Here is a 19217-nt window from a genome sequence, read left to right on the forward strand (position 1 = left end):
GCGCCGCCAGCCCCACCTGCAGGCGAGGACTGCCGGCGACCTACTCTGCCGGCTGCTCCGGAGGGCTGACCAACTCGACCACCTTGCTGCGCGACAGCCAGCCGACGAACTCGCCGTCATCGCCGGTCACCGCCAGCGGCTGGCGCGCCTGGAGCATCTGCGCCAGTACGCTGTCCAGGCCGGTGTCGGCGGGCACCGAGGCGACATCGTCGAGGTAACCGCCAATCGAGCGTGCGTTCTCGGCCAGGGCCCGCTGCGCCGCACTCAGGGTGAGCACCCCGCGCAAAGCCTTGCCATCCAGCACCGGCGCGTAATCCAGCCCCTGCTGCTGCAGACGCTGCAAGGCCGCAGCCGGCTCGGTACGGGTGGTCAGGGTCAGCTTGCCCGCGCGCGTGGCATGGGACACGGTGAGCACCTTGCCGCGGTTGACGTCCTGCAGGAAGGCCTGCACGTAGTCGTTGGCCGGGTGCAGCAGGATGTCCTCGGGCGTCCCTTCCTGCACCAACTCGCCGTCCTTGAGGATGGCGATGCGATTGCCCAGGCGCAGGGCTTCGTCGAGGTCGTGGGTAATGAACACGATGGTCTTGTTCAGCTTGGCCTGCAGCTCCAGCAGCTGGTCCTGCATCTCGCGGCGGATCAGCGGGTCGAGCGCGGAAAAGGCCTCGTCCATCAGCAGGATTTCGGCGTCGGTGGCCAGCGCACGGGCCAGGCCGACACGTTGCTGCATGCCGCCGGACAGCTGGTGCGGGAACTGCTGTTCGAAGCCGGCCAGGCCGACCTGCTCCAGCCAGTGACGCGCCTTGGCTTCGCGCTCGGCGCGGGCCACGCCTTGGATCTTCAGGCCGTAGGCGGCGTTGTCCAGCACGCTGTGATGCGGCAGCAGGCCGAAACGCTGGAACACCATGCTCATGGTGCGCTGGCGGAAGCGCTCCAGCTCGCGCGGCGCCAGCTGCATGACGTCCTGGCCATCGACCAGGATCTCGCCGGCGGTCGGCTCGATCAGGCGGTTGAAGTGGCGGATCAGGGTCGACTTGCCGGAACCGGACAGGCCCATGATCACGTAGATGCTGCCGGCCTCGATGCTCAGGCTGATATCGCGCAGGCCCAGCACATGCTTGCCCTCGGCCAGCATCTGCTCCTTACTCATGCCGGCGCGGGCCTTGTCCAGCCAGGCCTCGGGCTGCTTGCCGAACAGTTTGTAGATGCCACGGACTTCGATCTTGCTCATGGGCGCTCTCCACTCTGACGCTTGCCGTAGGCCTGGGTAATGCGGTCGAAGATGATCGCCAGCGCGACGATGGCAATACCGGCCAGCAGGCCACGGCCGACTTCCAGACGGTTGATGCCCAAGAGCACTTCCTGACCGAGGCCACGGGCGCCGATCATCGAGGCGATGACCACCATCGACAGGGCCATCATGGTGGTCTGGTTGATGCCGGCCATGATGTTCGGCAGGGCCAGTGGCAGCTGCACGCCGAACAGTTGCTGACGGGCATTGGCACCGAAGGCGCGCGAGGCCTCCAGCACTTCGGCATCGACCAGGCGGATGCCCAGGTCGGTGAGGCGGATCAGCGGCGGCACGGCGTAGATCACCGTGGCGATGATCGCCGGGATCTTGCCCAGGCCGAACAGCATCACCACCGGAATCAGGTAGACGAAGCCGGGCATGGTCTGCATGACGTCGAGTACCGGCAGCATCAGCTTGCGCAGCCAGTCCGAGCGCGACATCAGGATGCCGGTGGGAATGCCGATCACCACCGACAGACCGGTGGCCATGATCATCAGGGCCAGGGTCTGCATGCCGCGGTCCCACAGGCCGAGCAGCCCGACCACGCAGAGCAGCGCGGCCATCGCCACAGCCAGACCGATACGGCGACTGGCCAGCCAGGCCAGACCGGCGACGGCCAGCACCACCAGCCACCAGGGGGCGCCACGCAACAGCTGCTCAAGCCATACCAGCAGGTGCAGAAAAGGGGCAGACAGGCGTTCCAGGCTGTCCGCGTACTGGGTCACCAGCTGCTCGACGAACTGGTCGATAGCCTGGCGCATGTCCCGCGCGGGGAGCAATTCAGGGAAGGAATTCGACATAGGATTTCTCTAGCAGGAAGGGCAACAGACGCCAGCCTTAGGCTGGCGTCTGTCCAGCAGCTCAGAGAGCCTGTTTGACGCGCTCGGCCACATCCTCTGGCAGCCACTGGCTCCAGGACTGCGGGTACTCGCGCAGGTACTGGCGTGCGGTTTCGTCGCTCTCGGCACCTTCGGCATTGGCCCAGGCCAGCACCTTGTTCAGCTCGTCCGGCGCCACATTGACCTTGGCGAAGAACGCGGCAAGCTTCGGTGCCTGCTGGCTGAACTCGCTGTTAAGCGCGGTCAGCACAGGGTTCTGCGGGTAGGCGCTGGGCTTGGGATCGGCGCAGTCGGCCGAAGTGTTGCACTGGTGCGCGGCCTCGTCGTAGGGCGGCATGTCCAGCTTGACCAGGTCCAGCTCGCCCACCAGCGGGGTCGGCACCCAGTAGTAGAAGACGATGTCGCGCTTGCGCTTGTAGGCCGAGGTAATGGCCGCACGCTGAGCGGCGGCAGTGCCCGGCGAATAGTAGGTGAAGCTCTCGCCCAGCTCGAAGGCCTTGAACAGGTTGCGCGCGGTGGCATCGCAGCCCCAGCCGGCCGGGCAACCATAGAAGCGGCCTTTGCCCGGCTCTTCCGGGTCGGCGAACTTGTCCTTGAACTTGGGCAGATCACTGGCCGCCTTCAACTCGGGAAAACGCTCGGCGGTGTAGCGCGGCACGTACCAGGCCTCCTCACCCTGATAGGCCTCGCCGGCCGTTTTTACCTTGCCGGTCTTCAGGGCTTTTTCCCATGGCTCGCGCAGGCTGTTGCTCCAGACTTCGGACATCACGTCGACATCGCCACGCTGCAGGCCGGCGAGGATGGCAACCGACTCACCGGCCTGGACCTGGGTCTTGCAGCCGTAGCCGTTCTCCAGAATGAAGCGCTCGATATCGACCATGACCAGGTTCGAATCCCAGCTCATGCCGCCGAAATTGATGGTGCGATCGACCTCACACGCATCGGCGGCAAAGGCGCCGAAAGAGGAAGTGCCGAGGGCCAGGGCCAGACAGCCGGCCAGCTTGGAAGAGAGTTTCATATTGTTCTCCAGTTGCAGTGCTCAAGACGAGGCAGAGGAACCGCCGAAGCGGAAGTGGACAGTGCGGACAAGGCCGCACAGAAAGCAGGACGCCAAAGCGGGAGCGTCCGAAAACGAGATATGAGGAGGCTTTTGGAAAAGCTGAACATGCATACAGGATAACGAAAAATAGTTTCAACAGAAACCTTTTGATAAAAGCCGCGCCCCTGCAGAGCCCAGGATATGAGCTAAAAATACGTGAATAAGCGGTGAATACCGTTCAAATGAAAGCTGTATACCCCTCCCGACAGCCGCAGGCCTGCGGCCTGAGCGGCACAGCGCAATGCTTCGGGTACAAGCGCGACAGCAGGTAATTTCGCGGTATTGCGACTATAGAAAGAAGGGCATCGGCCGAAGCACTTAGAACAACCACGAAAACACCATTAGTCACAGAGTGACCGACTGACGGCATTTAGCCATCGCGGCTATTCCTGTAAACTTCGCGCCCCTCCTTGGGTACCTGCCATGCTGAAAAATCTGTCCCTGACCCTGAAGTTGTCGCTGCTGCCTGCTGTTGCCCTGCTCGGCCTGCTGCTGTTCGTGGTCTATACCTCGCTGCAACTGTCGGCCAACGACACTCGTCTGGTCGCCCTTGAAACCAACAGCTTTCCGACCCTGGAAAAAGCCGATGCCGTGAACTTCCAGTTCTCGCGCCTGCCCGGCCTGCTCAACAGCGCGGTCGCCGCCGGCGAGCTGGAAACCCTCGATGAGGCGCGCAAGGTGCTCGGCGAGATCGCGGGTCTGCAGCAGCAACTGCAGCCACTGGTGCGCACCAACCAGGAGCGCGCCGATGAGCTGGAAGGCTGGCGCCAGTCGATTGGGCGCTATGCCGACAACGCACTGTCTGCCTCCGAGCAGCTGATCAAAGGCAGCGCCGGCTTCGACGACCTGCGCCCCAGCCTGGATCGCATGGCCAGCGACCTGAGTAGCGCCCAGCAGCTTGGTGCGACCTTCCGTGCACATGCCTATGAGGACTTCCAGACCACGCTGGCCGAGGCCCGCACCGGCAATGCCGCCACGACCCGAACCGGCTATGTGCTCAGCGCGCTGCTGGTCATTCTCGTCGGGCTGGGGGCCTGGATGATCATTCGCGGGATCATGGCCAACGTGCATGGCGTGATCGATTCGCTGCAGGCGATCGCGCGGGGCGACGGCGACCTGACACGCCGGGTCAACGTCGACTCGCGCGATGAGATCGGCGAAATGATCCAGCTGTTCAACAGCTTCCTCGACAAACTGCAGGGCACCATCCGCCAGACCATCGACGCCGCCAGCCCGTTGGGCGGCATGTCCAAGGAGCTGTACCGGCTGACCCAGGACGCCACGCAGAATGCCCGCTCGCAGCAGGGGCATACCGACTCGATCAGCCGTGACATCCAGACCATGACCAGCAGCATCCAGGAAGTGGCGCAGCGTTCGCAGCAGGCTTCCGAGGGTGCCGGCGACGCCTCGCGCCAGGCCGACACGGCGCGCGCCAGCATCGGCAGCCTGTCCAGCAGCATCAGCGATCTGGGCAGCAGCGTGATGGGCGCCGTGCAGGCCATGGAGCAGCTGGAGGAAGAGACCCAGCAGGTCGGCTCGGTGCTCACCGTGATCCGCAGCATTGCCGAGCAGACCAACCTGCTGGCGCTGAATGCCGCCATCGAAGCGGCCCGTGCCGGTGAACAGGGCCGCGGCTTTGCCGTGGTCGCCGACGAAGTGCGCAACCTGGCGCAGAAAACGGCCGCCTCCACCGCCGAGATCCAGCAGATCATTCAGCGCCTGCAGAACAGCGCCAATGGCGTGCTCAACGTGATGACCGCCAACGGCGACAAGGCCCAGCACAGCATCGAGCGCTCGGTCGAGGCGACCCGCATGCTCGAATCCATCGCCGTGGCGGTGGGCCAGATCGACGAACTGAACGCCAGCATCGCCCAGCTCACCCAGGAGCAGATCGGCCTGTCCAGTTCCATCCAACAAGAAACCCAAGTGTTGCAGCAGGACGCACAAGCAACCGCCCATGGCGCCGACGCCACCGCACGCCTCGGCGAGCAGCTGGTCAGCACAGGAGATCACCTGCGCGCGGCTACGGCCCAATTCCGCGTTTAACCTATTCACTGGAGCATCACCGCATGACTACTGCCCGCGTCCTCGGCCTGGCGATCTGCCTGGCCAGCACCTCGGCATTCGCGCTGGAACAAGGCGAAGCTCGCATCAACGGCTTCGGCACTGTCGGCGTCACCCACCTGGGTGGCGAGGACGACGGCCGCAGCTATGGCCTGTCCGGCCAGACCAACGATTCCTGGCGCGGTGACCAGCTGAGCAAGTTCGGCGCCCAGCTGAGCTACGGCGTCACCGACACGGTGGGCCTGACCCTGCAGACCACCGCCAAGGCCTATGCCGACGAGTGGAAGGCCAACCTGGAGTGGGCCTACCTGTCCTGGCAGAGCACCGACAACCTGATGCTGCGCTTCGGCCGCCTGCGCACCCCGGTGTACATGTACTCCGAGAGCATCGACGTGGGCTTCGCCTACCCCTGGCTGCGCCTGCCCGACGAGGTCTACAGCCAGGTTCAGCTGTCCAACTATGAAGGCGCCGACCTGGTCTACAACCTGCCGCTGTCCTTCGCCACCGTCTCCTTCCAGCTGGCTGGCGGCGTGGCCAAGAACCGCGACTACTACCTGTACGACGAAGAGTTCGACATCGACTACGACAATGTCTTCGGTGCCAGCGTGAGCCTGGCCACCAATGACTACGGCACCCTGCGCATTGGCTATGCCGAGGCCGATATCGACACCGACATTTCCGGCAGCTTCATCGACCTCTCCGGCAATCCAAGCTCGGCCAGCCTGCTGGCCCTGGACAAGGACACTGGCAAATTCACCTCCATCGGCTACCAGTACGACAACGGTACCTGGCTGACCGCCAACGAGTGGACCAGCCGCGTGATCGAGAACGACGGTAGCGGCAGCACCGATTCGTTCTACCTGATGGGCGGGCGCCGCTTTGGTGACTTCCTCGCTCACGTCACCTACGCCCAGCTGGATGAAGACGATGGCCGCCAGAACTCCTGGACCCTTGGCCTGAACTACAACATCCTGCCGACCGTTGTACTCAAGGGCGAGTACAAGCGCGTGGATACCCAAGGCGGTTATGACGGCGTGTTCGTCCGTGGCGCCCAGGAGCTCTACGACAACACCGTGAACGACATCTTCGGCGGCGCAATCGGCGTGCCGTCGCGCAACTACGACGGCGACATCATCAGCGCCGGCGTCGACTTCGTCTTCTGAGGAGCATGCACATGAAGCAGTCCATCCGCATTCTCCTCGCTGCCACGGGCCTGGGCTTCGCAGCCCTGGCCCAGGCCGAGGTCGCCGTCATCGTTAACGCAGGCTCCGCCGCTGCGCCGTCGCAGGCCGACGTGGCCAACATCTTTCTGGGCAAGAACAAGTCGCTGAAAGGCGTCGACCAGAAAGACTGGAATCCGACCAAGGAGAAGTTCTACAGCGCGGTCACCAACAAGAACGAGTCGCAGCTGAAGTCCTACTGGTCCGGCCTGGTCTTCACCGGCAAGGGCCAGCCACTGCCAAGCGTGGCCGGTGATGCCGACGTGGTAGCCAAGGTCGCCGCCGAAGCCGACGCCATCGGCTATGTGGATAGCGCAGCCGTGACCGACCAGGTCAAGGTGCTGTTCACCCTGCCCTGATTCCGGGCGGAGGTAGATAAAGGCCAGCGGGGCAGCCCGCTGGCCTTTTTTCATGCCCGCTGCATTTCCTCGACCAGCAGCGCCAGCAGCTCGGCCGCGGGCAGCTCGCGCGCCAGCGGCGCACCCTGGCCAGCCCACTGCGCGGCGAAATCGTGGCAGCCCTGGGCACTGGCCACGGCATGCAGCGCCTTGGCCGCATCGTAGGCGATGGGATAGTCCGGCAGCCGCGCGCCAGCATCACCATACAGGCGGTTGACCAGTCCACGTGCCGGGCGGCCGGAGATATTGGCGGTGATCGCCGTGTCGTGGGCTCGCTCGCTCTTCAGTGCCTCGCGGTAGGCGGCATTGGCCGAGGACTCCGGACACAGCACGAAGGCCGTGCCCATCTGCACCCCGGCCGCGCCCAGGGTCAGCACGGCCTTGATGCCGGCGCCATCCATGATGCCGCCGGCGGCGATGATCGGCAGACGGCATTGGCGCGTCAGCACCCGCACCAGGGCCAGGGTGCCGATGGCCGCGTCGCCAGCGGCCGGCTCGAACACGCCCCGATGGCCACCAGCTTCGACGCCCTGCGCCACCAGCGCATCGACGCCCACTGCTTCGGCCAGGCGCGCCTCGGCCGAACAGGTGACACAGGCCAGCAGGCGAATACCGGCCGCCTTGAGCGCATCGACCCAGTCCTGCGGTGGCAGGCCGAAATGGAAGCTGACCACCGCCGGGCGCTGCTCCAGCAGCAGGTCGAGCATCGCCGGATCGGCGAGAAAGCTCCGGTAGGCCTCACGCAGTTGCTGCGGCGGCTCGGCGCCGAACTCGGCAAACAGCGGGCGCAGGCACTCCAGCCAATGCGACTCGCGCTGCGCATCGGCGCACGCCGGACGGTGGCAGAACAGGTTGATATTGAATGGCTTGTCAGTCAGCGCGCGGGTCTGTTCAATCAGTTCACGAGCTTGCGCCGGGCTGCTGGCACCGACGCCCAGCGACCCCAGGCCACCGGCATTGGAGACCGCCGCGGCCAGCTGCGGGGTAGACACACCGACCATGGGTGCCTGGACGATGGGGTGGCGAATGCCGAGCAGCTCGGCGATGGCGTGGGACATGGAAACCTCCGTGCATGACCTGAGCCGGCATTATCCGCCCATAACCTGCTGCGACCTAGGTCCTATGGCGCAGATCGCCAGCCCGACTAACATGGGGCAGAACTGATCAGCGGAAAGCGCCCATGGCGATCCAAGACGCAGGCAAGACGGCAGTGATGCAGAACATCCACGGCACCATGGAGTTCCTGCGCAAATACCCGCCGTTCAATCAGATGGAAAGTGCCCAGCTGGCGTTTCTGGTAGAGAACTGCCAGCTGCGTTTCTATGCCGCTGGCGAGACCATCATCGCCCCGCAAGACGGCGTGGTGCAGCACTTCTATATCGTTAAGCAGGGCCTGGTGGTCGGCGAGCGCCCGCACAGCGCCAAGGGCGGCAACGAGACCACCTTCGAGATCGCCAGCGGCGAGTGCTTCCCGCTGGCCGCGCTGCTCGGTGAACGGGCCACCCGCACCGCGCACCTCGCGGGCGAAGACACCTTCTGCCTGCTGCTGGGCAAGGCCGCTTTCGTCCGCCTGTTCGCCCAGTGCACGGTGTTCCGCGACTTCGCCCTGCGCGGCGTGTCCAGCCTGCTCGACCAGGTCAACCAGCAGGTGCAACTGCGCGCGGCCGAGAACCTCGGTGCCCAGTACTCACTGGACACCAGCCTGCGCGAACTGGCCATGCAGCAGCCGGTCGCCTGCCCACCGGACACCTCGCTGCGCGACGCCGTACGGCAGATGCACGAGCAGCATGTCGGTAGCATCGTCATCGTCGATGAGGCGCAGCACCCGCTGGGCATCTTTACCCTGCGCGACCTGCGCCGGGTGGTGGCCGCCGGGGACTCACTGGAGCAACCGATCAGCGCGCTGATGACCCAGCATCCGTTCCACCTGCTCCCCCAGGCCACGGCCTTCGACGCGGCGCTGGCGATGACCGAGCGACATATCGCCCACATCTGCCTGGTGGAGGACGAGCGCCTGGTCGGCGTGGTCTCCGAACGCGACCTGTTCTCCCTGCAACGCGTCGACCTGGTGCACCTGGCGCGAACCATCCGCCAGGCGCCGCGTATCGATACCCTGGTGGCGCTGCGCGGCGACATCCGCCTGCTGGTGCAACGCATGCTCGCCCACGGCGCCAGCTCGACACAGATCACCCAGCTGATCACCCTGCTCAACGACCACACCGTGAGCCGAGTGATCGAGCTGGTACTGGAGGAGCTCGGCGACCCCGGCGTGCCCTTTACCTGGCTGGTGTTCGGCAGCGAAGGCCGCCGCGAGCAGACCCTGCACACCGACCAGGACAACGGCATCCTGTTCGAAGCCGAAGGCGCCGCCGAGGCCGAGCGCATCCGCCAGCTGCTGCTGCCACGCGCACGGCGCATCAACCAGTTGCTGGCCGACTGCGGCTTCACCCTGTGCCAGGGCAACATCATGGCCGGCAACCCCGAGCTGTGCCTGTCGCGCCAGGAGTGGGCACGGCGCTTCGCCAGCTTCGTACGCGAGGCCACGCCGGAAAACCTGCTGGGCTCGAGCATCTACTTCGACCTGCGCGTGGTCTGGGGCCCCGAGGAGGGTTGCACCCAGCTGCGCCGGCAACTGTTCGCCGACATCGCCGGTAACAGCATCTTCCAGCGCATGCTGGCCGCCAACGCCCTGAGCCATCGCCCGCCCCTGGGGCGCTTCCGCGATTTCGTGGTGGCGCGCAAGGGTGTCGAGAAGGACACCCTGGACCTGAAGAAGGAAGGCCTGACGCCCTTTGTCGACGGCGCCCGCCTGCTGGCCCTGGCCCACGGTGTGGACGAGTGCAACACCCAGCGTCGCTTCGCCGAACTGGTGCGCCGCGAGGTGATCGAACCCCAGGACGGCGCGGCCTACGAAGAGGCCTACCACTTCATCCAGCAGACCCGCCTGCAACTGCACCAGCATCAGGCGGAGCATGGCCTGGAGCTCTCCAACCGTCTCGATCCGGACAGCCTCAACCACCTGGACCGGCGCATCCTGCGCGAGTCGTTCCGCCAGGCCCAGCGCCTGCAGGCCAGCCTGGCGCTGAGGTATCCGCTATGAAACGTGACACCGCGCAACGGAGGAGTGGCCTTGGCCGCGACGCCTCTGCACTGCCTCGGTCGCGGCCAAGGCCCCTCCTACAAGAGCATCAATCCATAAATAACGGAGCGGCTGGGGTACAGTCTGATGAAGCACGTCCTTAACTGGCTACGCCCCAGCAACGACCCACGCTGCAACGAGCTGATAAAGCCACGCCCGCTGGACGACCGCCCGCTGAGCGCGCAGCGCCTGGTGGTGGTGGACCTGGAAACCAGCGGCCTCAACCTGCAGCGCGACCACCTGCTGGCCATCGGTGCAGTGGTGATCGAGCATGGCGCCATCGACTTCTCCCAGCAGTTCGAATGCACCCTGTGCCAGCCCAATCACAAGGCCAGCGCCAGCACCCTGATCCACGGCATCGCGCCCAGCACCATTGCCGCCGGCCGCGAGCCGACCGAAGCCCTACTCGAATTCATGGACTTCGTCGGCGACAGTCCGCTGCTGGCCTTCCATGCCCCCTTCGACCAGCACATGCTGCAGCGGGCATTGAAACGCCTGCTCGGCTATCGCCTGCAACACCCCTTCATCGATGTCGCCGACCTGGCGCCTCTGCTCTGCCCCAGAGGGCCGCAGCGCCGTGTCGGGCTGGATGACTGGCTGGACTACTTCAAACTGCAGGCCGCCGAACGCCACAACGCCAGCGCCGATGCCCTGGCCACCGCCGAGCTGACACTGATCCTGTTCAGCCAGGCGCGCCGTCAGGGCCTCGATAGCCTGGCCGAACTGCAGCGCCGGGCGCAGTCATGGCGCAGACGACAGACCGTGCCCTCGCTGTAATAGAAGTTGCCGATGACTGCGGTAGATTTTTCCTGGTTCCAGCACCGTCAGCGGCTGATTAAACTGCGCGGCCCTGTAGTCCGGCCGCCAGCACCATGCGCTCAACCACCCTTCGTCGCTGGTCCTTCATCCACACCTGGACCAGCCTGATCTGCACCCTGTTCCTCTTCCTGCTTGCCCTGACCGGCCTGCCGCTGATCTTCCACCATGAGTTGGAACACCTGCTCGGCGAAGTCCCCGAGCTGCGCGAGATGGCCGCGGAGACGCCACGCCTGGAGCTGCAGCAACTGGTCGAGGCTGCCGAGCGCCATCGCCCCGGCGAAGTGCTGCAGTACTTCGGCTGGGAGGCCGACGAGCCCAACGGCGTGGTCGCCATCACCGCCGCCACGGCCGGCACCGAACCCAATGCCTCGCACACCTTCATGCTCGACGCGCGCACGGGCGAAGCCGTCGAGATGCCGGCGGCCAATGGCGGCTTCATGATGCTGATGTTGCGCCTGCATGTGGACCTGCTCGCCGGCCTGCCCGGCAAGTGGTTGCTGGCGTTCATGGGCGTGCTGTTCGTGCTCGCCATCATTTCCGGCGTGGTGCTCTACGCGCCGTTCATGCGCAAGCTGAAGTTCGCCGAGGTGCGCCGCGACAAATCCACCCGCCTGCGCTGGCTAGACCTGCACAACCTGCTCGGCATCGTCACCCTGGCCTGGGCGCTGACCGTGGGCGTCACCGGAGTGATCAGCGCCTGCGCCGACCTGCTGATCGAGGCCTGGCGCAATGACACCCTAGCGGCCATGGTCGAGCCTTATCGCGACGCCCCGCCACTGACCTCGCGCGCACCGGCCAATGAGCTGCTGCGTATCGCCGGCGAAGCAGCACCCGAGATGCGCCCGGATTTCATCGCCTTCCCCGGCACGCGCTTTTCCAGTGAACACCACTACGCCGTGTTCATGGTCGGCGACAGCCACCTGACCTCGCACCTGTGGACACCGGTACTGATCGACGCGCAGACCCTGGCCGTCACCGCCGTCGGTGAACGCCCCTGGTACATGGACGCACTGGCCATGTCGCAGCCGCTGCACTTCGGCGACTACGGCGGGCGGCCGATGCAGATCCTCTGGGCGGTACTCGACGTGCTGACCATCATCGTCCTCGGCAGTGGTCTGTACCTCTGGTGGGTACGCCGCCGCGCGCCGCGCGCGGCCCTGCGCGACGAGGTGGTGGCGTGAGGCAGTCGACCTTCCTGCTACCGGGTCTGCTGGCCCTGCTGGGCGCCGCAGGGCTGGTCATCGCCCTGCTCGGTGACGGCGCCTGGGACGCTCTGGCCTGGTTCGGCCTCGGCCTGCCGGCGCTGATCGGCTGCTGGGCGCTGCTGCCACGGCGCCGCTAGCAGGCACTGGCCATGGCCGCCCAGGGCACCTAAAGTCCTGACAGCCACACGCCAAGGACCGCCATGCCCAGCTCGCTTCCGCTTCCTCCCACCACGGCCCGCCTGCTGCCCTGGGTGGTGGCCATCGCCTTTTTCATGCAGACCCTGGACGGCACCATCCTCAACACCGCGCTGCCGGCCATGGCCGGCGACCTGCATGAAGACCCGCTGCGCATGCAGTCGGTGGTGATCGCCTACATGCTCACCGTGGCCATCCTGATTCCAGCGTCCGGCTGGCTGGCCGACCGCTTCGGCACTCAGCGCATTTTCTTCAGTGCGATTGTGCTGTTCAGCCTCGGTTCACTGTTCTGCGCGCTGTCGGCCAACCTTACCCAGTTGGTACTGGCGCGCATCGTCCAGGGGTTAGGCGGCGCGCTGATGCTGCCGGTAGGGCGCCTGGTGGTGCTGCGCGCCTACCCGCGCAGCGACCTGGTGCGGATCATGGGCTTCGTCACCATTCCCGGCCTGCTCGGCCCGCTGATCGGCCCGACCCTGGGCGGCTGGCTGGTGGAGTACGCCTCCTGGCACTGGATCTTCCTGCTCAACCTGCCGGTCGGCCTGCTCGGCTGCATCGCCGCACTGAAGCTGATGCCGGACCTGCGCGGGCCCGAGCGCAGCCGCTTCGACATGCCTGGTTTCCTGCTGTTCGGCGCCGCCATGGTACTGATCACCATCGCCCTGGAAGGCCTCGGCGAGCTGCACCTGCCGCACCTGCGGGTGATGCTCCTGCTGTTCGCCGGCCTGGCCTGCCTGGCCGCCTACTGGCTGCGTGCCGGGCATATCGAGCAGCCGCTGTTCGCCCCCAGCCTGTTTCGCACCCGCACCTTCGCCGTGGGTATTCTCGGCAACCTGTTCTCACGCCTGGGCAGCGGCGCCCTGCCGTTCCTGGTGCCGTTGCTGCTGCAGGTGGCGCTGGGCTATTCGCCGGCCGAGGCCGGCATGAGCATGATTCCCCTGGCGCTGGCGGCGATGCTGGCCAAGTCCCTGGCGCGCCCACTGATCGAGCACTTCGGCTACCGCATCATCCTCACCGGCAACACCCTGGCGCTGGGCCTTGGCCTGGCCAGCCTGGCGCTGGTCGACGGCGGCTATCCGACCTGGCTGCTGCTGACCCAGCTGGCCGTGCTCGGCGGCATCAACTCGCTGCAGTTCACGGCAATGAACACCGTGACCCTGATCGACCTCGACGACCATAGCGCCAGCAGCGGCAACAGCCTGCTGTCGGTGGTCGCCCAGCTCTCGCTGAGCCTGGGCGTGGCATGCGCCGCTGCCCTGCTCGGTGGCTTCAGCGCCAGCATCGGCCAAGGGGTCAGCAGTGTGCTCGGCGCGTTTCAGGCCACCTTCCTCTGCGTCGGCGTGCTGACCATGCTGGCGGCCGGCATCTTCCTGCAACTGGCCAGCGTCGATGGCCGCCGCGCGCGCATCCTGGCCAGCCGCCCCGAAGACTGAGGCGCCGAATGGTAGTGGCGCCGCTCCGCAGCCGGCCTAGCGTTAGATCAGGCAGAGGCCGGATGCACAGGAGTGCGCCGTCCCTTTCTCCCGCGTTGTTCTGCCCATCGCCGCCACGCTTCGGGAGAACAGCCATGCTCTTCATCACCAACCGCTTCCCCACCGCCTCGATCGAGACGGTGGCCGGTCGCCCCTTCGAGTTCGACCTGCGTAACAACGCCCCCAGCCACTCGGTGTACTTCTGCGAGCGCAAGAGCAAGAAGAAACTGATCGAGGTCGGCAGCCAGGCCTTTCTCGACCGCCTGCAGAAGGCCCCGCGCCGCCAGGTGCTGCTGTACATCCACGGATTTTCCAACCTGCCCGACGACATCTTCGCCGCGGCGCAGGAATTCCAGGATCTGTGCGACCTGAAGGACCCGAAGGAAGTGCTGGTGATCCCGGTCATCTGGCCCTGCGACAACGACCTGGGCATCGTCCAGGACTACTGGGACGACCAGAAATCCGCCGACTACAGCGCCATCTCACTGGCCCGCGCCCTCAGCCTGTTCATGCGCTGGCGCGACCGCCGCGAGGAAGCCGGGGAAGACAGCTGCCTCAAGCGCATCAACGTGCTGGCCCACTCCATGGGCAACCGGGTGCTGCGCGAGACCCTCTGCGAGTGGGACCGCTACGACCTGGCCAACGGCGTGCCCATGCTGTTCCGCAACACCTTCCTGGTGGCGGCAGACATCGAGAACGAGAGCATCCACCGCGGCCAGCGCGGCGAGCTGATCGCCCATGCCTCGCGCAACGTGGTGGTCTACTACGCCTCCGACGACCTGGCCCTGCGCGGCAGCAAGGCCGCCAATATCAAGAATCGCATCGCCTCGCGCCGCCTCGGCCACAGCGGCCCGGAAAACATGGATCTGGCCCCGCACAACCTGTACGCGGTGGACTGCGACGACGTGAACACCCGCTACGACATGCCCAAGGGCCACTCCTACTTCCGCAGCGACGCCAAGGGCCGCCCCGGCGTGGTGTTCGAGCACCTGTTCGAGTGCCTGCGCAACGGCCGGGTGTTTCCCCAGGACGAGGCCAGGCGCTCGACCATCCTGCGCGACCTGTCGCCATAACCTCGCCCGGCATGAATGCGCAGGCAATTGGAGCAGATAAAAAAAGCCCGCCGGGGATGGGCGGGCAAGCTAGGGAATAAACAGGCAGCCGGAGCTGCCAAATGCGCCATTGTCAGCGCAGGAGCATCGGGGGCAGGAACGTCAGAGTGGGCGCAGGTGGCGCTGGAAAAAGCGCTTGGCATCCTCGGCCAGATCGGGGGCAACGAAAGGCCCGGAGCACGCCACGCCGTCGACCAGCACATACCAGCAGACCAGATGGCCGCTGCTACGCAACGCCTCGGGGACGGCGCTGCCGATCATGGACATGATGTCGATACGGGGCATCTGAGTGATCTCCTGTGAACGTGGAGCCACTCTAGGCGGCAGCGGTTTCGAGCGGAAATCGCTGCTTTCGATAGTGCCTATGCCTGCGGCCGATATCAGCCGCTAGTGCCCATGCCGCATGCCGCTGGCCTGAACAATGCGCTGCGCCGGCACGCGCAGCTGGGCCAGCAGGTAGGTGGCGAAGTCAGCGGCATAAGGCTGCTCGGCGATGGCCTTTTCCATGCACAACAACCAGGCCTCGGCCTGAGCCGTGCCGATCGGCCACTGCGCGTGAAAGCTGGGAATGCCGATGGGGCCGTACTTTTCGGCGAACAACCGCGGCCCGCCCAACCAGCCACTGAGAAAGCACGCCAGCTTGTCGCGGGCCGAATCCAGGCTCGCGGGATGCAGGGCGCGAATCTCGACGGCCTCGGGCAGCTCGTCCATGTAGCGATAGAAGGCGTCCACCAGCCGGCGCAAGCCATCGATGCCGCCTGCGGCGCGATAGGAGGCGTCGCCGACGCCGTAGGTTTCGCTCATGTTCTGCCCTCCAGGAAAGGCAGAAATGTTAAGCGACCAAGGCTGCCGAGCCCACCCGCGGATGCGTCGATTGGCAGCGCGTTCGTGAGGTGATGCCCGAATGTCCACGAGAGCCCGAGCCAAGCAGCAGAGGCTTGCCCGATTCGCGGCTGAAGCCGCTCCCACACAAGCCCGGAACGTCCTGTGGGAGCGGCTTCAGCCGCGATCAACTCAGGCGGCACCGTGCCGTAGGAGGGGCCTTGGCCGCGACTCCTGTAGCGCCCCGTCAGGCGCCGATCACCCCACCATCCTCCCGGGTGATCATCACCGTGGTCGAGCGCGGGCGGGTCTGGCCGTCGCTGGCCGGGTAGCTGATGCCGGGGTGCTGGATATTGGCCCACATCGTCCGGCCGTCCGGGCTCCAGGCCAGGCCGGTGATCTCGCAGCCACGCGGGCCGACCATGAAGCGGCGCACCTCACGGGTTTTCGGGTCGGCACAGAGCATCTGGTTGCAGCCCATGGCCTGCATGGCCGTGTCGATATCGTCGTAGTCGGTCTGGATCCACAGGCGCCCGGCGGCATCGAACACCAGGCCATCCGGCGAGGAGAACAGGTCGCCGTCGATAGTGCCGGTGAGGTTGGCCGGCACCACCTTGCCGCCCTGGTCACGCGCGCCCTTGGCCTCGCCGGCCAGCAGAAACAGCTCCCAGGTGAAGGCCGTGGCGGTCGGGTCGGCGTCCTGCTCGTTGAAGCGCAGGATCTGCCCGTGCAGGTTGTGCGGCCGCGGGTTGGCCCTGTCGGTGGGCTGCTTGTCGCCACGCCCGTCGTTGTTGGTCAGGGTGACGTACACCTCGCGGGTCTGCGGATGCACGGTGGCCCACTCAGGGCGATCCATCGGCGTGGCGCCGGCACGGTCGGCGGCGGCGCGGGCGTTGAGCAGCACCTCCTCCTGGCTGGCAAAGCCGTTCTCCGCGCTCAAGCCATTCTGCCCGTGCACCAGGGCCAGCCACTGGCCGCTGCCGTCAGCATCGAAGCGCGCGGCGTACAGCGTACCGCTGTCCAGCAGATCGCGGCTGGCCTGGGGATTGGCCGCATCGAAGCGCCCGGCCGGGACGAACTTGTAGATGTACTCGCCCTTGGCGTCGTCGCCGGAGTAGTAGGCCAGGCGCCCGTCGTCGCCCAGGCTCAGCGCCGCGCATTCGCGGCTGAAGCGGCCGAAGGCGGTGCGCTTGATCGGCTGGCTCTGCGGGTCGAACGGGTCGATCTCCACCACCCAGCCGAAGCGGTGCGGTTCATTGACGTGGCCGCCATGGGGCTGGTCGGCATAGGGTGTGGCATCGAAGCGTGGGTCGGCGGTTTCCCAGGCGTAGTTCTTGCTCGTGCCCTCCTTGGCCAGGCCGTAGCGCTTGTGCGAAACCCTGGCTTCGTAATCCTGCTTATCGCGGTTGATGAAGTAGTTGTGCCAGTTCTCCTCGCAGGTGAGGAAAGTGCCCCAGGGCGTCCTGCCGGTGGAGCAGTTGTTCAGGGTGCCAAGCACTTCCAGCCCGCGCGGGTCGCTGGCGGTTTTCATGGCCTCCTGGCCGGCCAGCGGCCCGGCGATGCGCATCGGCGTGAGCATGCTGATGCGGCGGTTGTAGGGCGATTCCAGCACCCGCTGCCACTGGCCGTCGGCGCCCCGCTTCACCTCGATCACCGACACGCCGTGAGCCGCCTGCTCCTTGCGCACTTCATCCAGCGGGCGCGGCTGGCTCTGGTCGATCTGCCCGGACGGATGCAGCGGCGGGTTGACGTACTCGTGGTTCATCACCAGCAGGCCGCGGTCGGTCTCGCCGGGGAAAGCGAAGAATTCCATGCCGTCGTGGTTGTCGCCGGCCTGTTTGAGCTGGGCCTGCCAGTCGTCGCTGGCGTCCGGGTTCCAGGCCGGCGCGCCGGCTTCCACCGGGTCGCCCCAGGAGAAGAACGGTACGGCGCGGTAGCCCTCGGCGACTAGCACCTGGTCGAACTGCGGGTCGAGCTGTACGGGCACGCCGCGAAAATTCAGCAGCGGGCTGGCGCCGGCCTTGCTGCAGGCGCCGATGCCGCCGGCGAAGAAGCCCAGCGCGGCCAGGCTCAGGCCGCCCTTGAGCACGTTACGCCGGCCGGGATTGATCAGCTCGGCCAGCGGCGTGTTGGTGCTGGGGTTGATGGCGATGTCGTCGTGGGCTTCCAGGCGGGTGTGAAAGCGGCTGTGTTCGTTCATCAGGATCTCGATGGTTTTGTGAGGTCTCCCGGATTGCATCCGGGCTACGGATCTGGCCCTCTCCCCGGCCCTCTCCCATAAATGGGAGAGGGGGTGATCCGAGAGAGCTAGGCGATTTATTCGATGCGGTAGTGGAAGGTGTTCTTCACCCCGTCCACCGCCACCGCCTGGCCGTCGATGACGCGCGGCTGGTAGCGGAAGCTGCGCGCGGCGGCCAGCGAGGGGCGGACGAACAGCGGGTGGCAGTCGCCGACCACCTGCGGGTTTTCCACCCGGCCCTGCGGGGTGACCCGGTAGCTCACCGTGCAGTCGCCCTCGATACCCTTGTCCAGGGCGCGCTCGGGGTAATCCGGCGCTTCCTTGGCAATCGGCAGGTACTGGCGGCTGGCGGCGGCCGCCGCTTCGGCCTGGCGGGCTCGCTCGGCGGCCTGGGCCTGCTCCGCGGCCAGGCGCTGTTGTTCCTGCTGGCGGGCCAGTTGCTCCTGGCGCGCCTGCTCGGCACGCTCACGCTGCAGGCGCTGTTGCTCCTGTTCGCGCTTCTTTTCTTCCACCCGTTTGCGCGCCAGCGCCGCCTGCTCCAGGCGTTGTTGCTCGATGCGCGGGTCGGGCCTGGGCGCTTCCACCACGGGCTCCACCGGCTGCACCGGTTCCGGCACGGCTGGCGCTGGCGGAACCACTTCCGGCTGCGGCGGCGCGGGTGGCGCCAGGGTGATCAATTGAGTGGTCAGGGTGCGCACCTGCGGCGCCTCGGGCACGTCGCTCGGCCACTGCGCCAGCAGCAGGCTCAGCACCAAGGCATGCAGGCCCACCGCCACGACGCCCGCCGCCGCGTTGCGCCAGACCCAGGGGCCGGGCAGAGAGGGCAGGTTCAGGCTCGACGAAGACATCAGCGCGGCACTCACTGCGGCGCCTCGGTGATCAGGCCGAGGTTGCTCACCCCGCCCTGCTGCAGCGCGGCCATGCCGGCCACCACGCGGGCGTAGTCGACGTTGCCGTCGGCGCGGATATACACCTGGGTGTCGCCGTTGGCGGCGATCAGCGCGCCGACCTTGGCGCTCATCTCGGCCAGATCCACCGCGCTGTCGCCACGGCTGTCGATGTCCAGCTCGGGGCCGAGGTTCCAGTAGTAGCCACCGTCGGCCTGCACCGAGAGGGTAAGGATCTGCTGCTGGCTGTCCGTCGGCAGCGCCTCGGCGGCGACCTTGGGCAGCTCGACCTTGACGCCCTGGGTGAGCATCGGCGCGGTGACCATGAAGATCACCAGCAGCACCAGCATCACGTCGATATAGGGCACCACGTTCATCTCGGCCTTGGCGCCGTACTTGCTGTGCGGTTTGCGCATGACCCT

At 66.3% G+C, this 19217-nt stretch carries 18 protein-coding genes; 9 read left to right on the top strand and 9 right to left on the bottom strand.

What is annotated here, in order from left to right:
* Positions 1-40 precede the first annotated feature (40 nt).
* The 3 genes from ACF8C6_RS15055 to ACF8C6_RS15065 all read right to left on the bottom strand — a co-directional run bounded on the left by ACF8C6_RS15055 (position 41) and on the right by ACF8C6_RS15065 (position 3145).
* Entirely contained in the window at positions 41-1228 is a 1188-nt protein-coding gene (locus ACF8C6_RS15055) for a glycine betaine/L-proline ABC transporter ATP-binding protein (RefSeq protein WP_392500027.1), read from the bottom strand.
* Positions 1225-2088, bottom strand: coding sequence for a proline/glycine betaine ABC transporter permease (locus ACF8C6_RS15060; protein ID WP_277688283.1), 864 nt, complete (start codon positions 2086-2088; stop codon positions 1225-1227). The genes ACF8C6_RS15055 and ACF8C6_RS15060 overlap by 4 nt, the downstream gene beginning before the upstream one ends.
* A 61-nt stretch (positions 2089-2149) precedes the next feature.
* Positions 2150-3145 carry an ABC transporter substrate-binding protein gene (locus ACF8C6_RS15065; RefSeq protein WP_392500028.1) on the bottom strand — a complete coding sequence of 332 codons (996 nt, stop codon included), beginning with the start codon at positions 3143-3145 and terminating at the stop codon, positions 2150-2152.
* 504 nt (positions 3146-3649) lie between these two features.
* On the opposite strand from ACF8C6_RS15065, the gene ACF8C6_RS15070 reads away from it, so the two are divergent.
* From ACF8C6_RS15070 to ACF8C6_RS15080, 3 genes are read left to right on the top strand one after another with little or no spacing between them, the layout of a single operon-like run.
* A complete protein-coding gene (locus ACF8C6_RS15070; protein WP_392500029.1) occupies positions 3650-5272 on the top strand; it encodes a methyl-accepting chemotaxis protein in 1623 nt (540 codons plus the stop codon).
* Positions 5273-5295: 23 nt separating this feature from the next.
* A complete protein-coding gene (locus ACF8C6_RS15075; protein WP_392500030.1) occupies positions 5296-6453 on the top strand; it encodes a hypothetical protein in 1158 nt (385 codons plus the stop codon).
* An 11-nt stretch (positions 6454-6464) separates the two neighbouring features.
* Positions 6465-6869 (top strand): phosphate ABC transporter substrate-binding protein, encoded by a 405-nt coding sequence (locus ACF8C6_RS15080; protein WP_392500031.1) that lies wholly within the window; start codon positions 6465-6467, stop codon positions 6867-6869.
* A gap of 50 nt (positions 6870-6919) precedes the next feature.
* On the opposite strand, the gene ACF8C6_RS15085 is transcribed toward ACF8C6_RS15080, so the two are convergent.
* Positions 6920-7966: an NAD(P)H-dependent flavin oxidoreductase gene (locus tag ACF8C6_RS15085; RefSeq protein ID WP_392500032.1), complete on the bottom strand. Its 1047-nt coding sequence runs from the start codon at positions 7964-7966 to the stop codon at positions 6920-6922.
* A 122-nt stretch (positions 7967-8088) separates the two neighbouring features.
* Between ACF8C6_RS15085 and ACF8C6_RS15090 the strand changes: the two genes are divergently transcribed.
* The 6 genes from ACF8C6_RS15090 to ACF8C6_RS15115 all read left to right on the top strand — a co-directional run bounded on the left by ACF8C6_RS15090 (position 8089) and on the right by ACF8C6_RS15115 (position 14808).
* Positions 8089-10008, top strand: a complete 1920-nt coding sequence (locus tag ACF8C6_RS15090) for a putative nucleotidyltransferase substrate binding domain-containing protein (RefSeq protein ID WP_392500033.1) — start codon at positions 8089-8091, stop codon at positions 10006-10008.
* A 126-nt stretch (positions 10009-10134) separates the two neighbouring features.
* Complete coding sequence (locus tag ACF8C6_RS15095; RefSeq protein ID WP_392500034.1) at positions 10135-10824, top strand: PolC-type DNA polymerase III; 690 nt, start codon at positions 10135-10137, stop codon at positions 10822-10824.
* A gap of 95 nt (positions 10825-10919) precedes the next feature.
* A complete protein-coding gene (locus ACF8C6_RS15100; protein WP_392500035.1) occupies positions 10920-12047 on the top strand; it encodes a PepSY-associated TM helix domain-containing protein in 1128 nt (375 codons plus the stop codon).
* Positions 12044-12208, top strand: coding sequence for a hypothetical protein (locus tag ACF8C6_RS15105; protein ID WP_392500036.1), 165 nt, complete (start codon positions 12044-12046; stop codon positions 12206-12208). The genes ACF8C6_RS15100 and ACF8C6_RS15105 overlap by 4 nt, the downstream gene beginning before the upstream one ends.
* A gap of 63 nt (positions 12209-12271) precedes the next feature.
* Positions 12272-13696, top strand: coding sequence for a multidrug transporter subunit MdtD (gene mdtD, locus ACF8C6_RS15110; protein ID WP_392500037.1), 1425 nt, complete (start codon positions 12272-12274; stop codon positions 13694-13696).
* A 134-nt stretch (positions 13697-13830) separates the two neighbouring features.
* A complete protein-coding gene (locus ACF8C6_RS15115) occupies positions 13831-14808 on the top strand; it encodes an alpha/beta hydrolase (protein ID WP_392500038.1) in 978 nt (325 codons plus the stop codon).
* Between the two features lie 141 nt (positions 14809-14949).
* Here the strand turns inward: ACF8C6_RS15115 and ACF8C6_RS15120 are convergent, their stop codons facing one another.
* The 5 genes from ACF8C6_RS15120 to tolR form a co-directional block, all read right to left on the bottom strand.
* Complete coding sequence (locus tag ACF8C6_RS15120; protein WP_277688273.1) at positions 14950-15132, bottom strand: hypothetical protein; 183 nt, start codon at positions 15130-15132, stop codon at positions 14950-14952.
* A gap of 102 nt (positions 15133-15234) precedes the next feature.
* Positions 15235-15651 carry a group II truncated hemoglobin gene (locus ACF8C6_RS15125; protein WP_392500039.1) on the bottom strand — a complete coding sequence of 139 codons (417 nt, stop codon included), beginning with the start codon at positions 15649-15651 and terminating at the stop codon, positions 15235-15237.
* 265 nt (positions 15652-15916) lie between these two features.
* Positions 15917-17872, bottom strand: coding sequence for a PhoX family protein (locus tag ACF8C6_RS15130; RefSeq protein ID WP_392500082.1), 1956 nt, complete (start codon positions 17870-17872; stop codon positions 15917-15919).
* Between the two features lie 113 nt (positions 17873-17985).
* Complete coding sequence (locus ACF8C6_RS15135; RefSeq protein ID WP_392500040.1) at positions 17986-18771, bottom strand: TonB family protein; 786 nt, start codon at positions 18769-18771, stop codon at positions 17986-17988.
* Positions 18768-19211 carry a protein TolR gene (gene tolR, locus ACF8C6_RS15140; RefSeq protein ID WP_392500041.1) on the bottom strand — a complete coding sequence of 148 codons (444 nt, stop codon included), beginning with the start codon at positions 19209-19211 and terminating at the stop codon, positions 18768-18770. The genes ACF8C6_RS15135 and tolR overlap by 4 nt, the downstream gene beginning before the upstream one ends.
* Between the last annotated feature and the right edge of the window lie 6 nt (positions 19212-19217).

This window comes from Pseudomonas sp. zbq_18 (assembly GCF_043102245.1).
Lineage (GTDB): Bacteria > Pseudomonadota > Gammaproteobacteria > Pseudomonadales > Pseudomonadaceae > Aquipseudomonas.